Source organism: Mahella australiensis 50-1 BON (assembly GCF_000213255.1).
GTDB lineage: Bacteria > Bacillota > Clostridia > Mahellales > Mahellaceae > Mahella > Mahella australiensis.
Genome location: NC_015520.1, coordinates 2,597,729 through 2,616,387, shown reverse-complemented (window position 1 = coordinate 2,616,387; position 18,659 = coordinate 2,597,729). Strand labels below are relative to the sequence as shown.

27 protein-coding genes and 1 pseudogene are annotated in these 18,659 nt (G+C 41.1%); 14 read left to right on the top strand and 14 right to left on the bottom strand.

What is annotated here, in order from left to right:
• The 3 genes from MAHAU_RS12365 to MAHAU_RS12355 all read left to right on the top strand — a co-directional run bounded on the left by MAHAU_RS12365 (position 1) and on the right by MAHAU_RS12355 (position 1,872).
• Positions 1–660, top strand: coding sequence for a hypothetical protein (locus MAHAU_RS12365; RefSeq protein ID WP_013782065.1), 660 nt, complete (start codon positions 1–3; stop codon positions 658–660).
• Complete coding sequence (locus MAHAU_RS12360; RefSeq protein WP_013782064.1) at positions 650–910, top strand: hypothetical protein; 261 nt, start codon at positions 650–652, stop codon at positions 908–910. Before MAHAU_RS12365 ends, MAHAU_RS12360 begins: the two co-directional genes overlap by 11 nt.
• 68 nt (positions 911–978) lie before the next feature.
• Complete coding sequence (locus MAHAU_RS12355; protein WP_013782063.1) at positions 979–1,872, top strand: ArdC family protein; 894 nt, start codon at positions 979–981, stop codon at positions 1,870–1,872.
• 142 nt (positions 1,873–2,014) lie between these two features.
• On the opposite strand, the gene MAHAU_RS12350 is transcribed toward MAHAU_RS12355, so the two are convergent.
• The 5 genes from MAHAU_RS12350 to MAHAU_RS12330 are packed head-to-tail and all read right to left on the bottom strand — an operon-like array spanning position 2,015 to position 5,515.
• The gene (locus tag MAHAU_RS12350; protein ID WP_013782062.1) at positions 2,015–2,431 is read right to left on the bottom strand and encodes a hypothetical protein; all 417 of its coding nucleotides are present in this window, start codon (positions 2,429–2,431) and stop codon (positions 2,015–2,017) included.
• Between the two features lie 52 nt (positions 2,432–2,483).
• Positions 2,484–3,356, bottom strand: a complete 873-nt coding sequence (locus MAHAU_RS12345; protein ID WP_013782061.1) for a tyrosine-type recombinase/integrase — start codon at positions 3,354–3,356, stop codon at positions 2,484–2,486.
• Positions 3,349–3,621, bottom strand: coding sequence for a hypothetical protein (locus tag MAHAU_RS15785; RefSeq protein ID WP_013782060.1), 273 nt, complete (start codon positions 3,619–3,621; stop codon positions 3,349–3,351). The genes MAHAU_RS12345 and MAHAU_RS15785 overlap by 8 nt, the downstream gene beginning before the upstream one ends.
• On the bottom strand, positions 3,614–4,477 hold the full coding sequence (locus MAHAU_RS15155) for a ribonuclease HI family protein (RefSeq protein ID WP_013782059.1): 864 nt from the start codon (positions 4,475–4,477) through the stop codon (positions 3,614–3,616). The genes MAHAU_RS15785 and MAHAU_RS15155 overlap by 8 nt, the downstream gene beginning before the upstream one ends.
• Before the next feature lie 30 nt (positions 4,478–4,507).
• Positions 4,508–5,515, bottom strand: coding sequence for a hypothetical protein (locus MAHAU_RS12330; RefSeq protein ID WP_013782058.1), 1,008 nt, complete (start codon positions 5,513–5,515; stop codon positions 4,508–4,510).
• A 343-nt stretch (positions 5,516–5,858) separates the two neighbouring features.
• Here MAHAU_RS12330 and cptIN point away from each other — a divergent pair, with 343 nt between their 5' ends.
• Positions 5,859–6,500, top strand: a complete 642-nt coding sequence (gene cptIN, locus MAHAU_RS12325) for a type III toxin-antitoxin system CptIN family toxin (RefSeq protein ID WP_013782057.1) — start codon at positions 5,859–5,861, stop codon at positions 6,498–6,500.
• Between the two features lie 363 nt (positions 6,501–6,863).
• Here cptIN and MAHAU_RS12320 read toward each other — a convergent pair whose 3' ends face one another.
• The 4 genes from MAHAU_RS12320 to MAHAU_RS15150 form a co-directional block, all read right to left on the bottom strand.
• A complete protein-coding gene (locus MAHAU_RS12320; protein WP_013782056.1) occupies positions 6,864–7,322 on the bottom strand; it encodes a hypothetical protein in 459 nt (152 codons plus the stop codon).
• Positions 7,323–7,381: 59 nt separating this feature from the next.
• Complete coding sequence (locus MAHAU_RS12315) at positions 7,382–7,585, bottom strand: hypothetical protein (protein WP_013782055.1); 204 nt, start codon at positions 7,583–7,585, stop codon at positions 7,382–7,384.
• A 60-nt stretch (positions 7,586–7,645) separates the two neighbouring features.
• On the bottom strand, positions 7,646–7,942 hold the full coding sequence (locus tag MAHAU_RS12310; protein WP_013782054.1) for a hypothetical protein: 297 nt from the start codon (positions 7,940–7,942) through the stop codon (positions 7,646–7,648).
• A 620-nt stretch (positions 7,943–8,562) separates the two neighbouring features.
• Positions 8,563–10,164: a cell wall-binding repeat-containing protein gene (locus MAHAU_RS15150; protein WP_013782053.1), complete on the bottom strand. Its 1,602-nt coding sequence runs from the start codon at positions 10,162–10,164 to the stop codon at positions 8,563–8,565.
• Positions 10,165–10,504: 340 nt separating this feature from the next.
• Here MAHAU_RS15150 and MAHAU_RS12300 point away from each other — a divergent pair, with 340 nt between their 5' ends.
• From MAHAU_RS12300 to MAHAU_RS12275, 7 genes and pseudogenes are all read left to right on the top strand, one after another.
• Entirely contained in the window at positions 10,505–10,891 is a 387-nt protein-coding gene (locus MAHAU_RS12300; protein WP_013782052.1) for a DUF1413 domain-containing protein, read from the top strand.
• Between the two features lie 29 nt (positions 10,892–10,920).
• A complete protein-coding gene (locus MAHAU_RS12295; RefSeq protein WP_013782051.1) occupies positions 10,921–11,280 on the top strand; it encodes a hypothetical protein in 360 nt (119 codons plus the stop codon).
• Positions 11,281–11,308: 28 nt separating this feature from the next.
• Positions 11,309–11,530 carry a hypothetical protein gene (locus tag MAHAU_RS12290; RefSeq protein WP_013782050.1) on the top strand — a complete coding sequence of 74 codons (222 nt, stop codon included), beginning with the start codon at positions 11,309–11,311 and terminating at the stop codon, positions 11,528–11,530.
• A 3-nt stretch (positions 11,531–11,533) separates the two neighbouring features.
• Positions 11,534–11,779, top strand: a complete 246-nt coding sequence (locus tag MAHAU_RS12285) for a hypothetical protein (RefSeq protein WP_013782049.1) — start codon at positions 11,534–11,536, stop codon at positions 11,777–11,779.
• Positions 11,780–11,965: 186 nt separating this feature from the next.
• Positions 11,966–12,115, top strand: a pseudogene (locus MAHAU_RS16165) (IS3-like element ISHahy4 family transposase); the annotation flags it as partial.
• 54 nt (positions 12,116–12,169) lie between these two features.
• Entirely contained in the window at positions 12,170–12,487 is a 318-nt protein-coding gene (gene mntA, locus MAHAU_RS12280) for a type VII toxin-antitoxin system MntA family adenylyltransferase antitoxin (RefSeq protein ID WP_013782048.1), read from the top strand.
• A 117-nt stretch (positions 12,488–12,604) separates the two neighbouring features.
• On the top strand, positions 12,605–12,922 hold the full coding sequence (locus MAHAU_RS12275; protein WP_013782047.1) for a hypothetical protein: 318 nt from the start codon (positions 12,605–12,607) through the stop codon (positions 12,920–12,922).
• Between the two features lie 332 nt (positions 12,923–13,254).
• Here the strand turns inward: MAHAU_RS12275 and MAHAU_RS12270 are convergent, their stop codons facing one another.
• Genes MAHAU_RS12270 through MAHAU_RS12245 form a run of 5 tightly spaced genes read right to left on the bottom strand, consistent with a single transcriptional unit; the run spans position 13,255 to position 16,348 of the window.
• Complete coding sequence (locus MAHAU_RS12270; protein WP_013782046.1) at positions 13,255–14,079, bottom strand: DUF5131 family protein; 825 nt, start codon at positions 14,077–14,079, stop codon at positions 13,255–13,257.
• Between the two features lie 27 nt (positions 14,080–14,106).
• Entirely contained in the window at positions 14,107–14,448 is a 342-nt protein-coding gene (locus MAHAU_RS12265; protein WP_013782045.1) for a hypothetical protein, read from the bottom strand.
• A gap of 4 nt (positions 14,449–14,452) precedes the next feature.
• Complete coding sequence (locus MAHAU_RS12260; RefSeq protein ID WP_245543919.1) at positions 14,453–15,112, bottom strand: ATP-binding protein; 660 nt, start codon at positions 15,110–15,112, stop codon at positions 14,453–14,455.
• Between the two features lie 7 nt (positions 15,113–15,119).
• Positions 15,120–16,109 (bottom strand): hypothetical protein, encoded by a 990-nt coding sequence (locus tag MAHAU_RS15145; RefSeq protein WP_013782043.1) that lies wholly within the window; start codon positions 16,107–16,109, stop codon positions 15,120–15,122.
• 14 nt (positions 16,110–16,123) lie between these two features.
• A complete protein-coding gene (locus MAHAU_RS12245; protein WP_425357400.1) occupies positions 16,124–16,348 on the bottom strand; it encodes a helix-turn-helix domain-containing protein in 225 nt (74 codons plus the stop codon).
• Between the two features lie 247 nt (positions 16,349–16,595).
• On the opposite strand from MAHAU_RS12245, the gene MAHAU_RS12235 reads away from it, so the two are divergent.
• The 3 genes from MAHAU_RS12235 (at position 16,596) to MAHAU_RS12225 (ending at position 18,659) form a co-directional block, all read left to right on the top strand.
• Entirely contained in the window at positions 16,596–17,264 is a 669-nt protein-coding gene (locus tag MAHAU_RS12235; protein ID WP_013782041.1) for a helix-turn-helix domain-containing protein, read from the top strand.
• Positions 17,265–17,619: 355 nt separating this feature from the next.
• A complete protein-coding gene (locus MAHAU_RS15140) occupies positions 17,620–18,120 on the top strand; it encodes an apolipoprotein A1/A4/E family protein (RefSeq protein WP_245543918.1) in 501 nt (166 codons plus the stop codon).
• A gap of 128 nt (positions 18,121–18,248) precedes the next feature.
• Entirely contained in the window at positions 18,249–18,659 is a 411-nt protein-coding gene (locus tag MAHAU_RS12225; RefSeq protein WP_013782039.1) for a single-stranded DNA-binding protein, read from the top strand.

The following is an 18,659-nucleotide window of genomic DNA, read 5'->3' as shown; positions in this document are numbered from 1 at the left end:
ATGTATTTTTTGGTTGGGCCTCTTGCTAAAAAAGAAAGGAGAAACAAAATGAACTGGTATATTAACAATATTCAGTATTATGGCGAACGCGACAATATAGTACGCTTGCGTGAAGACCTTTGCAGTATGTTGGAAGCAAGGCCGGTTGACGAATGTTCGCTGGCCGATTTCTTTGCATACAAAGGCATAGATACGGGGAAAATTTGCCGGAACGAGATAGACGATATTGAAATTAATGAACATGGTCTGTATCTTATTACAGAGGATTATGGCAGACCAATGTTTGAGTTGTATGACCTTATAGCCGAGCTGTATGGCCTTAAGTATGTACTTGAAGCAGAAAGCGATGACCGAAGCTGCTGCATCAATACCGACATCGAAGGCAAATTTTTCAATGAAAGGTATGTGCTCCAAATAATATTGGACGGTGAGGCCGATACTCCGTTAGCCAAAGCCTTGCAGGGATTAAGTGATATCCGGTATTTTTCAAGCTTTGAGCCGATAAGCCAAGCGCTTGCACCTTTCGGATATTCAACGGAAGAAGACATGGAATGGCTCAAAGAAAGAATAGATGCCATAGGTAATGCTTTAGGTGTTTCTTTTGATTTCTGCAAGTTTATCCGCCGTGAAGAATTCGAGGCGATGCGCAATGCTAGGTAGCTGCCGTAACATATATAACGAGCCAATATCGTCAGAGTGCCGAAAAAAGATAGGCCGTTTCTTTGCTGAACCTAGTCCTGATACTTGGGACGATATAGCCCGTATCATAATAGCAGGAGACGGTACAACGATTTGGCAGGCAGTGTGCTTATATGATCCAACATTTCCGGATCATACCAACGGCACATCATGGAACCACATACCAACACCGTTTGACGTTATGCAGGCCATCAAAAAAGTAACATCTTAGATTTTTATAAGAAAACGACCAAAAACCGGTCGTTTTCTTATTTTTCAAAAAAGAAAGGAGAATACAAAATGTCAAAAGAAAACATAGCAGAGGCGTTGCAAAAAATAGAACAGGGCATAGAAGCATGTTTGGATGATGAACGTTGGAAACAGTATATAGCTCTTATGTCCCGGTTGCCAAACTACAGCTATGGAAATATTATGCTCATCCTGGCACAAAAACCTGATGCCACAATGGTAGCAGGGTACAACGCTTGGAAAGCACAGGGCAGATACGTCAAAAAAGGAGAGAAAGGCATAGCTATTTTAGCGCCGATGATAAAAAAAGCAAAAGCTGATGCCAAAGTCAATGTCCGTGATATAAAGACATATTCCACAGTATTGTCTGTGGGTCCCATGAACAATACTCCGGCTGACAACGGCATTGAAAATCAAAAAGAACGCATAATAACCGGTTTCCGCATCGTTTATGTATTTGATGTCAGCCAAACCGACGGAAACCCATTGCCCGAATTGCCGATACAAAAGCTTTCAGGTGACAGCGGCTTATATGAGCGATTGCTTTATGCTTGCCCATATATGGTTCGTGAAACAGCTGATCTAAGCGGTGCCAATGGTACTTTTAACCCGGTTAGCAAGGAAATTAAAATACTTCAAGGTTTGGAAGAAGCACAGAAAGCTAAAACTCTTATCCATGAATGGGCGCATGGTATTCTGCACGCTAGCCAAGTACCGAACATAAGCAGAAAACAAGGAGAACTCGAAGCCGAATCAGTTGCATATGCGGTATGCAGTGCATTAGGCTTGGATACTTCAGGCTACTCTTTTTGGTATCTTTCCAGTTGGGGCAAAGAAAACGCTATTAAGATGATTAAGGCCTCAGCAGACAGGATACAAAAAGCGGTAGATGAGATATTAACCCGTGTAACGGCAGTTGTACCCGAGATGGCTACGGAAGCATGATACCAATTTTTGAACTATTTTATGTTTAAAACGGGAAGGAGAATATTCATGTCTATAGAAACAATAAGAAATGATAATAATTAAGGCATAACTGAAAAAGCCGTCGTATTAGGATTAACATTGTCTAATACGGCGGCTTTTTTCACCAAGCAATGTGGTAAAAATTATCAATCGTATGCCAGTCATCTTCACTGACATATCCTGTGGCATCTATGGCATCATAATATGCTTTACAGTTCCGAAGCGGTATACCGCGGCTACCGTCATCCATAGTCACAAGATAGTTCTCCGGGTCTACCAGCACTGTAGCGGTATCGGGATCGGCCTCAACATACACTGAGCCGTTTCTTTCGCCTATAGTTATAGCATCAGCCGGGTACTTGTATACGCCGCCGTTTTCAAAATACGATACTCGCACTATAACATACGTGTTATCGTCCGGCATAATGTGTTTTTCTATCCATGAATTATAGTGGCCTCTGTCCTTTATATGTATGACGCCTTCCGGGAGCTGCCGTACAAACTCCTGCACGGTTTCGGTTAAGTTAGCTATCCTCATAACAAAGTCTCCTTCTTATTAGCCTTATTAGCAAAATGAAAAGTGTTTGCTTCTATGTTTCAAGTTTTTCAACAGCTTTTTCCATATCCTGTTTATTGGCTTTTGTATAAATTGCCGTTGTGTTTATACTTGTATGGCCCAGCAGTTCCTTAACGGTTACCAGGTCTACACCACCGTCACGCAGCAGTTTAGTTGCAAAGGTATGCCTGAGCTTATGCGGATAAACATTCACATCTGCCATATCGGCATATTTACGTATTATCCTGTACAATTGGCTTTCCGACAACCTATCTGACTTATTGCTGACAAACAGGTAATTGCCGCGGTCCGGCCGTACTTCAAGATAGGCTGTGATAGCTTTACGGGCATCAATATTAAGCGGTACCTCACGGTATTTCTCGCCTTTACCCGATCTTACGATTACTGTGCCTTTCCGGTCGCTCACGATTACATCGCTCAATTGCAGGTTACATACCTCAGCTTCCCGCAAGCCGGTATTTATCATAAGCTCAAATATGGCTATATCCCGTTTATTGGCTTCCATATAAAACATTCTTTTGAGCTTATAAAGGTCTTTATTGTCCAATGCCTCAACCTGCGATTGTTTCTGATACCGCATCTTTTTTACACCGATTGCCGGATTATTTTTAATTATGCCCATAGATTCCAAGACAGAACAATACTGTTCTAATGCAGTTAGCTTCCTGTTTACGCTGGTCGGCTTGTTTTGCCTGATATTATGCAGATAACTGCGAAACTCCTGTATATCTACACTGGTTATCTTATCAGGTGAATATTCTGTTCCCAGCATATCCGTAAGCCACTTAATGAACTCGGTTACGTCGGATACATAAGCCCGCACGGTATGAAGTGATTTCTCCTGCCGCAGCAGCTCATTTTTGAACTCGTCAAGGTGATCAAACATTGCTTTCCCCCATCGCCTTAACAGCGGCATAAAATGCTGTTTTGGCATTTTCAAATGCTTCTTCAGGTCCGGTCTCCGACTCTTTTTGTTCGAGTTGCAAGCCGGTATATATGTTATAGGCCGCTTTACTGCATCTGACGGCATGATTGCATAAATCAACCACTATATCAGCACATCTTTCATTGAGGATCAGAGCCGAAGCGACCGCTATACTTCTATCAGCTTCTTGCAAAAGCAAAAGAGCATTAGTTTCAATATCAGTCATATGACACTACTCTCCTTTTATTGACAGCATTAGCTGTTATCTCGGTATCTACCGATACCTTCTTAAGAGCCATATCAGGGGGAAGCCCTCTTGCCGCCCAGCGGAAAACCTTCCGGGCATATTCGGTCTCCTCGCCGACCGCATCGACAAGCCAGTCTACCGCATCTTGCCCAAACCGGACAGATATGTAGTATTTTAGCAGTTCCGTATCGATTTTGCTGTATCCGTCAAACCCGCCTGTCCTCAATGCTGCATACTCTCCGAATTTTGCCTTACCGCCCATACGTACAATATCTCTTATACCTCTTTCGCATTCCCAGTTAAGTTCGGGCAGTTCGGTCAGTTTGTTCGCATCAGGCCGATAGTCGGGATCGGGTATCCAAAGGTTAATACTGCCGTTATCCGAAATAGGAGCCATTGGCATACCGGCTGCCGCACTGGCAAGAGCATCAGCCTCTTTGTTGTCCTCCCTGGAAGCCCATACAATATCAACAGGACAACCGATCTGCTTAATAAGGGTTTGGACCCTGTTAAAAAGCTTTGCCAGGTGTGGGTAGTTGATGCCGTATATGCCGTTTATCTGGTTAACCACCAGTTGCGAGTCGGATATTATTATAACCGATTCGGGACATAGCGGAATCATGTATTCCAAAGCGGTTATGACGGCAAGGTATTCAGCTTCGTTGTTTGTGCCGAAACCTTTGGCTTCGGAGAAACTATGTATCGTTTCGCCGCTTTTGACAATAACCCCGCCTATGCCCATAAGCCCGGGATTACCGGCACATGCACCGTCAACGTTAACTGTATATTGATAATTGTCTCTTTTGATACCCGACCGGTGTTTCTTCTTTCCCAAAAAAATTACCTCCTTGCTTTGCCTTTTCCTCTATATCAGCAATTCTCCGCAATGCGGGCATGACTCGAACGACATGCCCGGTTGTATGACTTCTATTTTGGTGATCCCTGCTTTAGCCGCAGCGGCACAGATCATATCAAACACCTTGTTATACAAAGATTCTGTATTAAAAAGAGGATTAAGCCAATACTTGGTTATGCGTTTAACCTTGTCCAGATATTCTACCGCGACAATACAATCAATATCAGCCGGATGAGCGGGGTAGTATGATAGGGCCTCTATGGTTATCTTCTTTCCCGTTTCTTTAGTAGTATACACGATGTTTGTTTCGGTATATATATCCGGCATATCAATGAACAAATCGTCTTTTGTCACAAGGGATGCCCATGTTTGTTCGTTATCTTCCAACCTATTATCATGAATGTATTTCTGGGCTTTATCTACGTCTACTACTTTTAACGATGCTACTAGATGGTTTTTTTTACAGTATTGCAATTGGCTGCGCAGGTTCCTTATCTGCCGTGCGTATTCCAAGCCGATATTCTGATATGGTATATCGCTGTTCCTTTTAGCAAACTGGTCATAGGTATAAAAATTGGCTTTGACTTCACTGATTGGCAGGAAGTGTCGGCAAAAGGCCGTTTCTTGCCATGCATCTTTGCTTGGCCACCAGCATACCGGCCGGGGCTGTATATGCTTGACAGTATCTGTCGCACATCCATCTATCGAAGCAATTATATAATAATCACCGTCTTCCCATATGTTAAGTATCGGCCGCACTTTCTTGTTCTCGTAGCCTTTCCCTATGATATACCAGTATATCCCGCTTAAATCTATGATATCCTGTTCGTCTGCGGTTTTGTCGAATAATACTTCTACTACCTTATACGTCCCGTCTTTTTTCTGACGCGCATAAAGCTCAAGCTCTATCTTGCGCCCATTAACTAAATCAAAATCAATATCAAATTCTTTAGTGTTTCGGAGATCTGCACCGTTAACAAAATTCAGTGCATAGCAATCCGCATATTCTACCAGCATCGCTATCGATTCCCTTCTTTTTTTGTTTTGCCCGGCTTTATGCCTTAATTATACCATATTATATTAATTAACGCAATATAAGATATATTATATTGTATTATTATTATGCATTTTTTATTAAAATATCTTGACATACTCTGATTTATCCCGTATAATAATAATACAAGGTTGAGATACCTAAAAAACCGAAAATATTGTCCGCCCACCGTTGGCGGCTATACAAGTGAACGGCTCGACAAATATTGTCCGCCCACCGTTGGCGGCTATACAAGTGAACGGCTCGAAAATTACAGAATATAGCCCTATCTTTTGATAGGGCTATATTCTCATATAGGTGATATTTATGAAGTTTCAAGAAGGCTATGCTTACCATATAAAAGATGCTTATTTTGATAAAGTGCAAGATGATAAACTAATGCAAAATAAAGAAAATGGCACTTATCGGCCAACTTACCTTTGTATGGAAGATCCAAAAAACAAAGGTTTATTATGGGTTGTCCCTATGAGCACAAAAATAGCAAAATATAAGGCTATATACGATAAGCAAGTTGCAAAATATGGTAAATGTCTTACGATCGTTTTGGGTGAGTTCGATGGAAGAAAATCAGCTTTTTTACTGCAAAATATGTTTCCTATTACTGACCAGTATATAGATCATATTCACACAAGAAATGGCAATCCTGTACCTATAAAATACTCTATTGCACAAGAAGTACATTCCAACATGCAACAACTTCATCAGCTTATACGCAAAGGTAAAACTGTAGTATTTCCAGATATAAAGCGGCTTGAAAATCTTATGTTAGAAGAATTACATCAAATACATACAGCATCACAAGAAGCTGCGCCATCTGTAACAGAAAATACCACTTCTACAATGTCATCAATAAAAGACCAAATAACCGCAGCACAAGTTAAAGCCGATCAACATAACAGTAATCAGTCTCAAAAAAAAGTAGAAAAAGAAAACCACCCAGCTCGTTAAGCTACAAATGGGCGGAGACTCCCTTTCATAGACAGGAAATAGCAAAGCGAAGCGTAGCTATGTCCTGCTTTTTATACCTTTTCCTTATTGAGCGATAGTGAAATAGGGAAAAGGTTTCTATAATAATTCCTATATACTTACCTTATTCTAAATAAGCTTTTCAGATTACCCTACAACGCAAAAAAATAAGAGAGGTAATGTATTTATACCTCTCACACAAAAAAATCAAATCTAGGGGCATTTACACGTGTCTAAATCCAAGTGCAAAAATTTATTCTCTATTTTTATTCTTCTCTAATGCTATCCGGAGATTAAAAGCTCCTATTCCCACATTTTCATAATACCATATCTAACGCTCCTTCTTTATTCTATTATTTTTAGCAGCCACTTTTTTGAAGCGGCTGCTAAAAAGTCGTTCCATGTATCATGAGCCCATGGTGGCTGGTTGTTTATTTCCTGAGTATCTTTCCCGGCGGTGTAGGCTACTCCGTCCTCACCAAATAGTAACTCAATAATATACTTACCACTCTCAAACATAGCCACGTTTTCATCTGTAACCATGTTGTCCGGATCAGCTGCAAATCCGGACAACATGGCCAGCAGATTGTCGTATACTTCAGGCAAAGCATCTTTCAGCTCTGCCGAAGTTAGCTCTAGCACACATATGTCGTCCAAAATACTGCACAATTCATCATTTGTCCAGTCCTCGACGAGTTTTCTCGTCATAGACGATACAGTAGCTGCATGCTTGTTACATAAACGACTATACAGCTCATATATATCGCTGTCTATTCTGACAGCGAATAATTTTTCTCTTGCCATTTTTCATTCCTCCATATTTTTATATGCCGACGTTTACGGCCACCAGCAAGCCGTATTTTTTATACTAACTTTATGCCGTATTCTTCCGCGATTTCTTCTAATCGTGAGAGTACGCTGTCATTCACTATGAGGGCGGTTCCCTCTCCGTCATCCCAATCCATCTGCATAAGCCGGGCATCAGTTAACCCGACAATTCGGCTATCACTTAAAAAGCGTTCTATATCATGACTGTCGTTCACAAAGAAAGCATTAACTTTTACCATTTTTTCTACCTCCTATTTTTTGTATTACCGGTATTTACGGCCACCGGCAAGCCGTATTTTTTAGCATATCGGGAATAGTGCATCAAAGGCACTATCCACTAGTTCAAGCGGGATGATGTATCCCGCCACTTCCTGCCGCCCACGGGGCAGGCCATCGAATGTTTCGTATTCGGAATAGTTTCGCTCCGGGCCGAAGTAGCCGTATTCCGTCCGTGCAACGATATAAATATCGTGCTGGACGAAATATATGCTCCATTCCACGTTATCCACCATCATACACGCAATTTTATCCGCATGTATTATAACTTCATGCCATCCGCCCAGCGGCCATATGCCGCGTTTTAGCGTTGCTTTCATTTTTGTTACCTCTATTCATTTTTTCTTTCTGACTATATTGTATAACATCGTTATACATAAGTCAAGTATGCAGGCTCCGGTTCATAGCAAAACATAATGGAACCCTTACCTATGGTTTAGCAGAAATCCACGCCACTTGTGGCGGGGAGTAGTCAGGAACAATACATAGCAATGCTAGGTGCTGTGAATATTCAAAAATAGCTTGAATAGTACTATAATACTTTAGTACTTTAGTATAACAGTACTATAGTATTTTGGTATTTTAAGCTGGGAATCTGATGGTTTAGCAGAAAGCCTCGCCACAAGTGGCGGAGAGTAGTCAGAAGCAACGAAAGGTTTATGATAACATAATCGATGCAAAAAGGCGGATAAAATATTATCATGCGTTTTTAAGGGGGGATAATCCCCCTTTTTAGAGCATAATCAGAGCAAAAAACGCTCTAAAATGCAATATAAGCTTAATTATCATGTGTTATTATATTGCGTTATTGTTCTTATCATGTAAGGTAAAAAAAGGCGCAAGAGGTTCTGAGAGAAAAAACAAAGCCGCTACTGTTAATAGCGGCTACTGCGAACATAAAAGACTGACTTCGCCTCACCACAAATGGCGAGGCTTTTTACTAATAAGATGTCGGATATCTCCTGTTGTCATATTTGGGATGTGGTCCGGGCTTGGGACATGCCGGATAGTTCTCTTTATCCCAAAAATGGTCTTTGCCTATTTCCTCATCACTTAAGTTAAAATAATCGTATCTCAAAATGTTTTTGCCACTCGAAGAAACGGGATCATCCGCCGTGGTATCCACATGATAATACTTGCCGTCGATTTTAACTATATTCCAGGCATGACCTCCTGTTATTTCGCCGTTGTTTGCCTCGCCAGATATTACCTTACTCTCTATCCCGGCCATGTTAAGCAGCAGATCCGTTGCTTCGGCATATCCTTGACATACTGCTACGTGATTGATTAAAGCGCCGTATGGGCTGTATGAATCCGGTGGGATGGTATCGTTGTCATAATTCTCTATATCATATCTAGTATTGTTAATTATATAGTCATGAATTGCCTTCTCTTTCTCATAGTCAGACATCCCTGGTACGATTATTGACGACAGTATATTCTGTGCAGCATTATAATATGCCTCTATTTTAGAAGCTTGTTCGGTAAATACGGGAGTCATACCGTTTTGGACGGCTTCGGTTAAATCCCAGTCATAATTTACAATTTGAGAATCCGGCGGCGAAAATAGTTTGTTTACAGCTTTTTGAGATACTGCACCTATGCCGCCTACCACTGTCACTTCATCGGTTGTTAATCCGGTTTCCTTAGCTGTTGTCCGGATCTTACTGGCAACGGAATCTGTACTGCACAAAATAACGGGCTGGCCAATTTTAGCAGCAAATGGTGATACTGATAGCGCATCAGCATAACTCCGGCCTGTGGCTAATATTATGCCATCTCCCGGCTCGAAATACGTTTTGGCTATATCGAGTGATGTAAGCTCACGATTATAACCGGATAATCTTTTGGTATCCATACCCATCTCAATAAGCTTAACTTCTATATCTGACGGTACAACACCGATCCCGCCTATTATATCAACCTGATTTATATTAAGTGCTGTTAGTGCATCTTTAGTAGCAGTCGGGATAGTCGAACCTGAAACAAACAGTATCGGCCAGCCGTTCTTAGCTGCAACAGGTGCGGCAGCTAACGCATCAGGGAAGTTAAGACCGGATGCTATCACTGCTTTGCCATCCGGAGCACCTATAATCTTTGCTATTTCAGCTGCGGTGACCGTTCTGTCAACACCATATACGCGCTCAACAGATATGCCTTTATCCTCCAGTGTTTGTTTAATACTGTCAGACACTACGCCCGGCCCGCCTAATATGTATGCTTTTTGCGGCTTGAGACGCTGGATTTCTTTTAAAATTGGTACCGGAATTTGGTTTTTCTGTACGAGCAGAAGCGGCGCGTTATATTTGTATGCCAGGGGACCTCCTGCTAACCCGTCCGGGAAGTTTTCGCCACAGGCTATCACTACGGCATCGGTGCTTTCCCAGCCTTTCCGGCTTATAGCTGCTGATGTTTCGTACCTGTCGGCACCGGCTAGCCGTTGATAAGTACCTGCTGCAAAAGCCGGCATAGTAACCATGCCTGTCATCAACGTTAATAAAAGGGCGAAAATCGCAATTAGAGCAAGTGTTTTTTTGTACATGATATATTTTCTCCTTTTAATATATTATATATATATATATATTATACCACACCGGAAGGCAAAGCAAATGCAGTAGCCCCTAGCTTTAACCATTAGCGTATGCCTGCCCATATATGGTTCGTAAAACAGCTGATCTAAGCGGCGCTAATGGTAGTTTTAACCCGTGTTACCAATACCTTGGCAGAAAGCCACACCGCTTGTGGTTGAGATGGAGGCATAGAGAATAGGGCTAGGAATTAGCCTTATCCTCTATCTTAAAAAAAACTATTGCAAAATTCAGAAAGTGTGATATACTATTTGCATAAATAAAATATTTGTGCAAAGAAAGAGGTGAGAAACTTTGAGGATCACGATCGATTTTGATGATGAGTTCAGTGAGACGATAAAGCGTGAGTCTATAAAAAACGGCATATCGTTGAGTGAATTCATCAAGCGGTGTGTTCAACGGTGTATAAATGATGGGATCGTATTCAAGGAGGTGGAAAACTATGTTGATGATGAAACAATTCAGAAAATTCTGGAAGAATCATTAGACAAATTGCCAAGTAAGAAAAAGTTCTTACTGCAAGAGCTATTTGGTCTTGATTGGCGAGATTTGACGAATGGGCAAAGGCAACGATTGGGTAAATATTTTTATCGAGCCGTGATAAACGGCCAGTATCCAAATGTAAAATTCATAGGCAAAAAATCCGCTTATGGTGGAAAGGCAATGTATGAAAAGATATGATAAAATTAGTAAAATGGAGGTGATATTGAATGGCGCCAGAATTTCGGGATGTTTATAATTTAGAGCCAGAAATACCTTACAGGGGATTTTACAATATGGAATATCCTGCGTATTTCTATATATCTAAAGGTAAGCGGTTGGCTATAATAATAAATATAAATTCAATTGAATTTAAGCCACGTAGAGTACGAATAGTTTATCGGCAGGAGTATGCTATAGGAATATCGGAACCAGAGTTTATTGGGCCAGAGGAAGTAATTCCAGGATTGCGGTTGGATAGAGCACCGATGGTATTAATAACACTTTTGGATGCAGCTAAGTATCCTAAGGGTATTAAAGACCAAGATGCTTTGTTAAAGCAGCTACTTGAGAGAGCAGGCAAGTTTTAATGAATTGTATTAAGAAAGGAGAATAAAAATGTTTAGAAAGAAAGCACCGAAAGATATTTATTTTTATTATAAATTGGCAACGAGGTTGAATTTGTTGCCAGTAAGTATTAATTTTAAGAATAAACAGGTTAAGGCCATAGACGTGATGTTTGGCATGATAACTTTAGATTTTATGGATTTGATTTCCTTGTATACAGAGGCACTTGCAAAAGATAAATTGGATGAAATGGGATATTTGAAGGGGGCGTAATATATGGGAGAAAGAAAATCGATTCTGGAGCTTGGGAAAGAACAGGATACGCGTATTTTAAGATATCTAGAACAAAATAGGTATGTTGTATTGACTCCAAAAGGCTATGTAAATTTAACTGGGCAGATAGAACCTGTGCTGGTGGATACTATAGAAAAGGCGGATGCTTTACCATATTATATGGCGGTGGTCTATGCCGAGAAATATAGAGGTAGAATAATATCAGTTTTGAATTTAAGGCATAAATAGCTATTTTACGAAGTGTAAGTCGAGAGAATACCACGCTAAAGCAACTTCTGGGCGAGAAAGAATTTGAATTAGCTGTGCTAAGGAAGTTAAGAGATGCGGTAAACCCTCGGTAACCGACAAAGTTGGAATAGCGAACAAGTAGATTGCTCAAGGGTATAAGGCCTGCCTTATAATGATAAAAACGAGCATCATGGCAGGCCTGTACCTGGTTATTCTTTCACCTATGATGGTTATAAAATATCGGATGAAGAAGTAAAAGAGCGTTTAAGTGAGTTAATATACTCTGATGGCTATCCGTACGGTTACCGCAAGCTTACCGATGGCTTAGCAGAAAACCTCGCCACTTGTGGCAGGGAGAAGTCAGAATGTCATTAAGAAGGTGTATAGATTATGATGAAAAAGGTTTATACAATAGAAGAAATTAGAAATATTATAGTGCCCAGATTAAAGCAATTAGACGCTACAAGGATAGCATTGTTTGGTTCATACGCTAGAGGAGAAGCAAAAGCTGATAGTGATGTCGATATTCTGGTATCATTACCAGATATTATTGATATACCAAAATATTTAGAGACCAAAGATGCATTGAGGCAAGTATTAGGCAAAGATGTTGATATATTGGATTATCGAGATATATCAAGGTTTATTAAAGATGAAGTTTTAGCGGATAGTATTATTATTTATGATAAAAGTCAGGAGAGATACTAACACCAGGTCAATCCATTCGTAATAAGCCGGACATGCTACAAAAATCGGCTGGCCGGAGGTTCTCGCTCGCTGACATAAACGACAAATCATTATTGATAAGAAAGGAGGGTATAATTTATGTTTCAATTGAACTATTTGGCAAATATTGGCCTCCTCCATGATATGGAGAAGTTGATAATTAACGTCTTAAAGCAAAACCAAGGTAAGACTTTAACCAGCCATGAGATCCTTGAAATTTTGCAGGAATCAAATGTTATTAAGACACTGAAAAGTTATCTCGACCGTTATGAAAAATCCAGTGGTTTTAAAGAACCGGCATCGCATATAGGTGCTGTAGCGTCACAGCTGGCCCAAAACTATCCCAATATTAAACATACGACCAGCAAATGTTCTGTCCTTCACAAGAAAGAAGATGCTTTCATCTATTGCATATAAATAGACAGTAGTGTCTGGTTTTAGCCATGCAAAGGTTCAGCTCCGGTACTTATACTCGACATACAATCAGTTGTTTATAAAATATGCCAACATCGGTAGAAAATATTAAAAGTAGCTTACCGATGTTGGCTTTCTTTCTCATTGACTTCTCCCTGCCACAAGCGGCGAGGCTTTCTGCTAAGCCATCGGTAACAATACTATATCGAAAACAATATCAGCTGAACTTCCCATTACATCGGCATCGTCTTTATTTTGTTTATAGAAAGTGGCTAAAAACCGGCTGCTTTCTTGTTTTTTGAAAAGAAAGCAGAAAGTTTCATTCGTAGCAAGACTTATACTAGTACAGGCCATTTCTGGATCAATTCTTTATCCCATACTTCTTTAAGGTTGTTTTTCATAAACACCGGAACGCCATCCTCTCTTGCCACATCAATTATGTCTTGTATCCATTCTTTCTTTGGCAGTATTGCACCCGGACCTGTTTGAGCACCTATAATAACCCAACTGATACAATCGAGGCTCAAGTCTGCTGCTGCATCACAACGCAACGGTTCAAAAGATATAAAACTTCTGGGTAGAAACCGCATAATATCTGCTACTGAATGTACGTTAGATACAATAAACGTACCATCCGGATTTGTGCTCGTTTTGTCATCTGGCTTATCTCCTGTGCTAGCGCCTAACCAACAGTTTTCAGGAAACTCAAACTCAAAATATCTGCCCGGATTTTTGGTTAAAAACATGAATGTATGCTGTGGACATTCCTTTGCTACTTCTATCACTTCATTTATCCATTCAGCCGGTACCCAATCCCCAAATAGGTCTGCCATGCTGCATACGAATATTTTAGCAGGATGTTTAACCTGTTTAGGCTCATTAAGGCGATAACGATAAAATGTGGGCTTAAAGCCAAACGGATACGGTGCTTGCGGAAATTTGCCTTTTGTGTTCTCATATGCCACGTATAAAGGATGATCCAGTACTCGAATTGGCTCGTCTTTATGCAACAGAACGTCATAATGCGTCCAACCGTCATCATCTGTCCATCCTTGAAACCGCTGCACTATTTTTTTGGCATAACAGTATTCGCAACCGTTCAGGCAGCCTGTGACCGGATTCCAAGTGTAGTCACACCACTCAATTTTTGTTTTATTCATAATTTTAGGTCTTCCCTAGAAACAAATTTAACTAGCCAGTTGTTGCTGCAATATTTTCATAATATCATCATTGCCTTTGTTTTGTTTATAAAAAGCGGCCAGGTTATCTTTCGCAATCATTGCGGGATCCGCTATATCCGCAATAGAAGGTATATAGTACTCGGATTTATTTGTTTTGCATTCTCTGCCGTCATAGTGATAAGGAATACCAGCCGGGCAAGTGCAATGAGCAATATGCTCGTATATACCGTCTTTAGTCTTTTTCTTATAAATTACCAGCCCGTTGTCTTTGCATATCCAGCAGTTGGGGATTATCGCTTTGCTGTTTTCTTTACTGCCCCATACCTCTACATCTATCATAACAGTCATTTCTCTAACCCTCCTCGTGATTTATGCGCCAATCGATCCCCTGCATTATCACTGGTACGCACATCTCAGTTAACCGCGATACTATCGCTTGGCCTCTTTCCCCAAGCTGGTTAGCCAGCATGTCTGACGTATAATTAGTTGTTATAACAACCGGCCTTTCTTCTTCGTACAGCCGGTTGATAATCTGGTATAATATAGCACTGGTATTGTCGCTGGCCTTTTCTTTGCCCAAATCATCAATAACAAGAAGGTCCACACTTGTCAGAGCATTTATTATATCCAGTTCACTCTCGCCAGTTTTGCCATAAGTTTGTTTTATCCGGCTTATAATACTAATACTGTTGCCGAACACAACAACATACATACGTTTAGTAAGCTCGTTGACTATAGCGGCAGCAAGGTGCGTTTTGCCGACGCCCACAGGCCCGGTAAGCAACAGACCTTTTACAGCAGGAAAACCGGCTGCAAAAGCCGTAGCTTGTTCCAGAGCGTTCCGGAGCTGGCCAGCAGAAACGAAATTGTCAAACGTCTTATTTTGGAAACGTTTGCCGAGTCCGCTCTGAATCAACAACTCAGATACTTTTTCCTGCCGCTGCTTAATCATTAACGCTTTGGCTTCCTGCTGGTTTTTGTTAATACTGTATTTCACAAATTCATCAAGCATAAATAAATCACCATCCATACTTGCTCTTTTTTGCTGCCTCGTAATCAAAAACCGTGTTATCGGCAGATTTGGGATATGTCTTAGATTTTCGCATTTTTTGAGCGGTTAAAGTATCCCACTTTTCGCGCAACTTACCTGGGCTTAATATGTTTGCATACCAGAAGTTGTCTTTGTGAGTCCAGTCGATCATTTCCCGGATCTCATCAGGGCTGCGGCTGTCCAGCCGGATCATTTTGTCAATATCGTATGCCCAGTGTTTAAGCGTAGCCGGGGCGGGATCTGGTACTCTCGCGGCAGGCAGGTTTTCAAGTATGCATTGGCGCATAAACAATGCAAGCTGGTATTGTATGGTATCCTCGGTGAATACCGGTACTTCACGTTTTTTCGGTTGTTGACCTTTACTACAGGTTTGGTTTGGTTCGTCTGAACTTTGTTCAGACGATGAATATATATATATATTCTTATCATTCTTATTATTCTTGTTTGTGTATCCTTCATGGTTCCTTGGCGGTTCCTCAGCGGTTCCTCTGTGGTTCTTTTGTGGTTCTGCAACCTCCGTTTCTTCCTTATTTTGCGGGATTTCAGGCGGTTCCTCTGTGGTTCCTTTTCTGGACGTTATTTTTCCATCATCGTCCGTAAGGCGGTTCCTCTGTGGTTCTTCTGTAGTCCCTTGTTCCTGATAAATCTCATAATTTACGATAAAAATAGCGGTTCTTTTTTGGTTGCTCTCTTTGATTATCATGCCGTCTTCCTGCAACAAAGTCAGAAATGCTCTGAGTTTCTTCTTGGACCAACCCCATCTGTCCATCAACCTGAGTTCGGATGTTATGAAAGAACCGCGCTGAACCTCTATAAGTTCATTACCAATGCAAATTTTGTTGGTGTCATGGTTGGCCATCATCAGCATGTCAATCCATGCCTGGCCTTTTGAAAATGGTTTGTCGTCCCATATCCAATGCTCGGTTAATTTTCTATGTAGTTTAATCCAACCACCCATTATATTTTCACCGCCTATTGTACGAATTCATAAGATGAATCGTCTTCGAGGAAAACAGTTATGCTGACATCCAAGGCGTCAGCTAACTTGTACAATGTTTTCAAAGAAGGCATTGTCCGGCCATTTTCTATATCCGAAAGAAACGAGTTTGAAATACCGGCTGCTTTCGCTAACTCAATTTGTTTGATTTTTTTGTTAATACGCAGTTTTTTTATTTTTGTTCCCAGCAAAATCTCCACCTCCAAAATCTACGTTTATTTTACGCTTATACCGGAATAATATCAAACTCCAAAAAACCGCAAATAGTGGCAAAAAAGGCTAAAAAGGAGGATTATTACGTATAAAACGAACACAATCTCTGTATTCCTCCGATTTACGTAAATATTGTAATTTACTTTTCTGATTTTTGCGATATAATTAAAGCAGTTTAATATTTACGGAAAGTTTCGTTTTTGAGAGTAAATATTTTGAGGAAGGATCATTTTAATGTCCGTTGGAGAGCGTCTTAAACAGTTAAGGCAACAAAGAAAATTGACATTACGCGATTTATCGCAGAAAGCCGGTATCTCAATATCCTTTTTAAGTGATATTGAGAATGGTAGGAGTAACCCTTCTTTAAAAAGATTAAGCGAGCTTGCGGAGGTGCTTGGCACTACTGTAAGTTATTTATTGGGGGAAGACGAACCAAATATTGTCTCTGATAACAATACCGCAATGGAGATAGCAAATCGATTAAAAGAACTGCGAAAGCAAAGGAAATGGTCTGTAGCGGAAACGGCCGAGAAATTAGGCCTTTCGGAACAGTATTATCATGATCTTGAGGAAGGAAACCGGCAGCCGGATATTAAACTGACCAAAAAATTAGCAGACATATTTAACGTATCTGCCGACTATCTTATCGGCAGGATCAATGTACCTAATTCGTATATTCCCGAAGAATATGCCCAAAGATATCCTGTAACAAAACGCGACTTGAGCCAATATGAAGACTTTATAGAACATATTGACCAGTTCTTTATGAATGATGATGTGCCGGAGGACGATAAGGAAACGTTGTTCAGGGACATATCCGAATTGTTTTGGATGAGCAGAGAAAAGGATAAGCAAAAATACAGGAAAGAGAAAAGAACAGAAGGTAAATTTATTCATGAGTAAGGCAACTAATGGGATCTTTGTACATAATAGCAAAATATAAAAAAACTATTGCAAAATTCAGAAAGCATGATATACTACAAGTGTAAAGTATTGTTTGGGATAACAAAGCTGAAACAGTTTTGGAAGCCCGAGCTGTCCAACGCCGCAACCTAATGCGGGTCCACTCTGTGGGTGGCAGCAAATAACACCATGCGAGGAGCAGGGGTGTTATGTTAATGCCGGACATTCTGCCGGCAAAAAAACATAAGTTGGATTTGAGACTAAAAGGCAGTACAAGCCAAGTGTGTTTGTGCTGCCTTTTTATGTTTAAAACGGAAAGGAGAAGTGGTATAATATGATTGAGGAGGCGAAAGCCATGGGCGAAGAAAATAAAGAAGTTAAAGAAAAAGCTGAGACTTATAATTATGAGGAACCGATAGACTTTCGGCCTAACAGGATCGATGACAGATTGAATCGACTGGATCAAAAAATAGACGGTTTGCGCTCTGACCTAACGGTGGAGATCAAGGAAGTCCGTACCAGCGTTGAGAGAACACGCACTGACCTAACGGCGGAGATCAAGGAGCTGCGTGCCGATATGACGACGGAAAACAAGGAGCTGCGTGCCGATATGGCGGCGGAGAACAAGGGGCTGCGTGCCGATATGGCGGCGGAGAACAAGGGGCTGCGTGCCGATATGGCGGCGGAGAACAAGGAGCTGCGTGCCGATATGGCGGCGGAGTTCAAGGAGCTACGTGCCGATATGACAGCGGAGATCAAAGATATCCAAAAAGGCTTGTCCAAAAATCTCATGTGGACGGTTGGCACTGTTATAGCCGGTATGGCAGCGATGATTGGCTTTATCAAACTGCTATAAAGAAGCAAATCCGAAAAAATAATGTTTACCGTCTTGTCCTAAATTTTAAGGTAAGAAGAAAACAGTCTAAAGGCAAAAAAAGAAAGCTTTTAGGCTGTTTTTTTAATTTTTTAAGGAGGTTTTATCCTATGAATAAAGTAGTATTGATCGGCCGGTTAACGGCCGATCCGGAAATCAGACAGACGCAAAACGGCACATCCATAGCATCATTCCGCCTTGCTGTCGACCGCAGGGTTAAACAGCAAGGGCAACCGGACGCTGATTTTCTGCCGGTTATTGTCTGGGGGAAGCTGGCCGAGAACGTAGTTGCAAAATACTGCGAAAAAGGCCGGCAGGTAGCCGTATCTGGCCGCCTGCAAACCCGGACATGGCAGGATACGGAAGGCCGCAACAGATATGCGACTGAGATAATAGCTGAGGAGCTTCAGTTATTAGCCCGGCCACAGCATTCTGATTCTGCACAGGAACCAATACCTGAGGCAGACTTGAGCGGCTTTACCGACCTCGGTATATCCGAGGAAGAAGATCTGCCGTTTTAA

What these genes read in the sequence shown, in the direction of transcription:
- MAHAU_RS12365 (WP_013782065.1), top strand. Translation starts at nt 1, where the DNA reads ATGTATTTTTTGGTTGGGCCTCTTGCTAAAAAAGAAAGGAGAAACAAA.
- MAHAU_RS12360 (WP_013782064.1), top strand. Translation starts at nt 650, where the DNA reads ATGCTAGGTAGCTGCCGTAACATATATAACGAGCCAATATCGTCAGAG.
- MAHAU_RS12355 (WP_013782063.1), top strand. Translation starts at nt 979, where the DNA reads ATGTCAAAAGAAAACATAGCAGAGGCGTTGCAAAAAATAGAACAGGGC.
- MAHAU_RS12350 (WP_013782062.1), bottom strand. Translation starts at nt 2,431, where the DNA reads ATGAGGATAGCTAACTTAACCGAAACCGTGCAGGAGTTTGTACGGCAG.
- MAHAU_RS12345 (WP_013782061.1), bottom strand. Translation starts at nt 3,356, where the DNA reads ATGTTTGATCACCTTGACGAGTTCAAAAATGAGCTGCTGCGGCAGGAG.
- MAHAU_RS15785 (WP_013782060.1), bottom strand. Translation starts at nt 3,621, where the DNA reads ATGACTGATATTGAAACTAATGCTCTTTTGCTTTTGCAAGAAGCTGAT.
- MAHAU_RS12330 (WP_013782058.1), bottom strand. Translation starts at nt 5,515, where the DNA reads ATGCTGGTAGAATATGCGGATTGCTATGCACTGAATTTTGTTAACGGT.
- cptIN (WP_013782057.1), top strand. Translation starts at nt 5,859, where the DNA reads ATGAAGTTTCAAGAAGGCTATGCTTACCATATAAAAGATGCTTATTTT.
- MAHAU_RS12320 (WP_013782056.1), bottom strand. Translation starts at nt 7,322, where the DNA reads ATGGCAAGAGAAAAATTATTCGCTGTCAGAATAGACAGCGATATATAT.
- MAHAU_RS12315 (WP_013782055.1), bottom strand. Translation starts at nt 7,585, where the DNA reads ATGGTAAAAGTTAATGCTTTCTTTGTGAACGACAGTCATGATATAGAA.
- MAHAU_RS12310 (WP_013782054.1), bottom strand. Translation starts at nt 7,942, where the DNA reads ATGAAAGCAACGCTAAAACGCGGCATATGGCCGCTGGGCGGATGGCAT.
- MAHAU_RS15150 (WP_013782053.1), bottom strand. Translation starts at nt 10,164, where the DNA reads ATGTACAAAAAAACACTTGCTCTAATTGCGATTTTCGCCCTTTTATTA.
- MAHAU_RS12295 (WP_013782051.1), top strand. Translation starts at nt 10,921, where the DNA reads ATGGCGCCAGAATTTCGGGATGTTTATAATTTAGAGCCAGAAATACCT.
- MAHAU_RS12290 (WP_013782050.1), top strand. Translation starts at nt 11,309, where the DNA reads ATGTTTAGAAAGAAAGCACCGAAAGATATTTATTTTTATTATAAATTG.
- MAHAU_RS12285 (WP_013782049.1), top strand. Translation starts at nt 11,534, where the DNA reads ATGGGAGAAAGAAAATCGATTCTGGAGCTTGGGAAAGAACAGGATACG.
- mntA (WP_013782048.1), top strand. Translation starts at nt 12,170, where the DNA reads ATGATGAAAAAGGTTTATACAATAGAAGAAATTAGAAATATTATAGTG.
- MAHAU_RS12275 (WP_013782047.1), top strand. Translation starts at nt 12,605, where the DNA reads ATGTTTCAATTGAACTATTTGGCAAATATTGGCCTCCTCCATGATATG.
- MAHAU_RS12270 (WP_013782046.1), bottom strand. Translation starts at nt 14,079, where the DNA reads ATGAATAAAACAAAAATTGAGTGGTGTGACTACACTTGGAATCCGGTC.
- MAHAU_RS12265 (WP_013782045.1), bottom strand. Translation starts at nt 14,448, where the DNA reads ATGACTGTTATGATAGATGTAGAGGTATGGGGCAGTAAAGAAAACAGC.
- MAHAU_RS12260 (WP_245543919.1), bottom strand. Translation starts at nt 15,112, where the DNA reads ATGCTTGATGAATTTGTGAAATACAGTATTAACAAAAACCAGCAGGAA.
- MAHAU_RS15145 (WP_013782043.1), bottom strand. Translation starts at nt 16,109, where the DNA reads ATGGGTGGTTGGATTAAACTACATAGAAAATTAACCGAGCATTGGATA.
- MAHAU_RS12235 (WP_013782041.1), top strand. Translation starts at nt 16,596, where the DNA reads ATGTCCGTTGGAGAGCGTCTTAAACAGTTAAGGCAACAAAGAAAATTG.
- MAHAU_RS15140 (WP_245543918.1), top strand. Translation starts at nt 17,620, where the DNA reads ATGGGCGAAGAAAATAAAGAAGTTAAAGAAAAAGCTGAGACTTATAAT.
- MAHAU_RS12225 (WP_013782039.1), top strand. Translation starts at nt 18,249, where the DNA reads ATGAATAAAGTAGTATTGATCGGCCGGTTAACGGCCGATCCGGAAATC.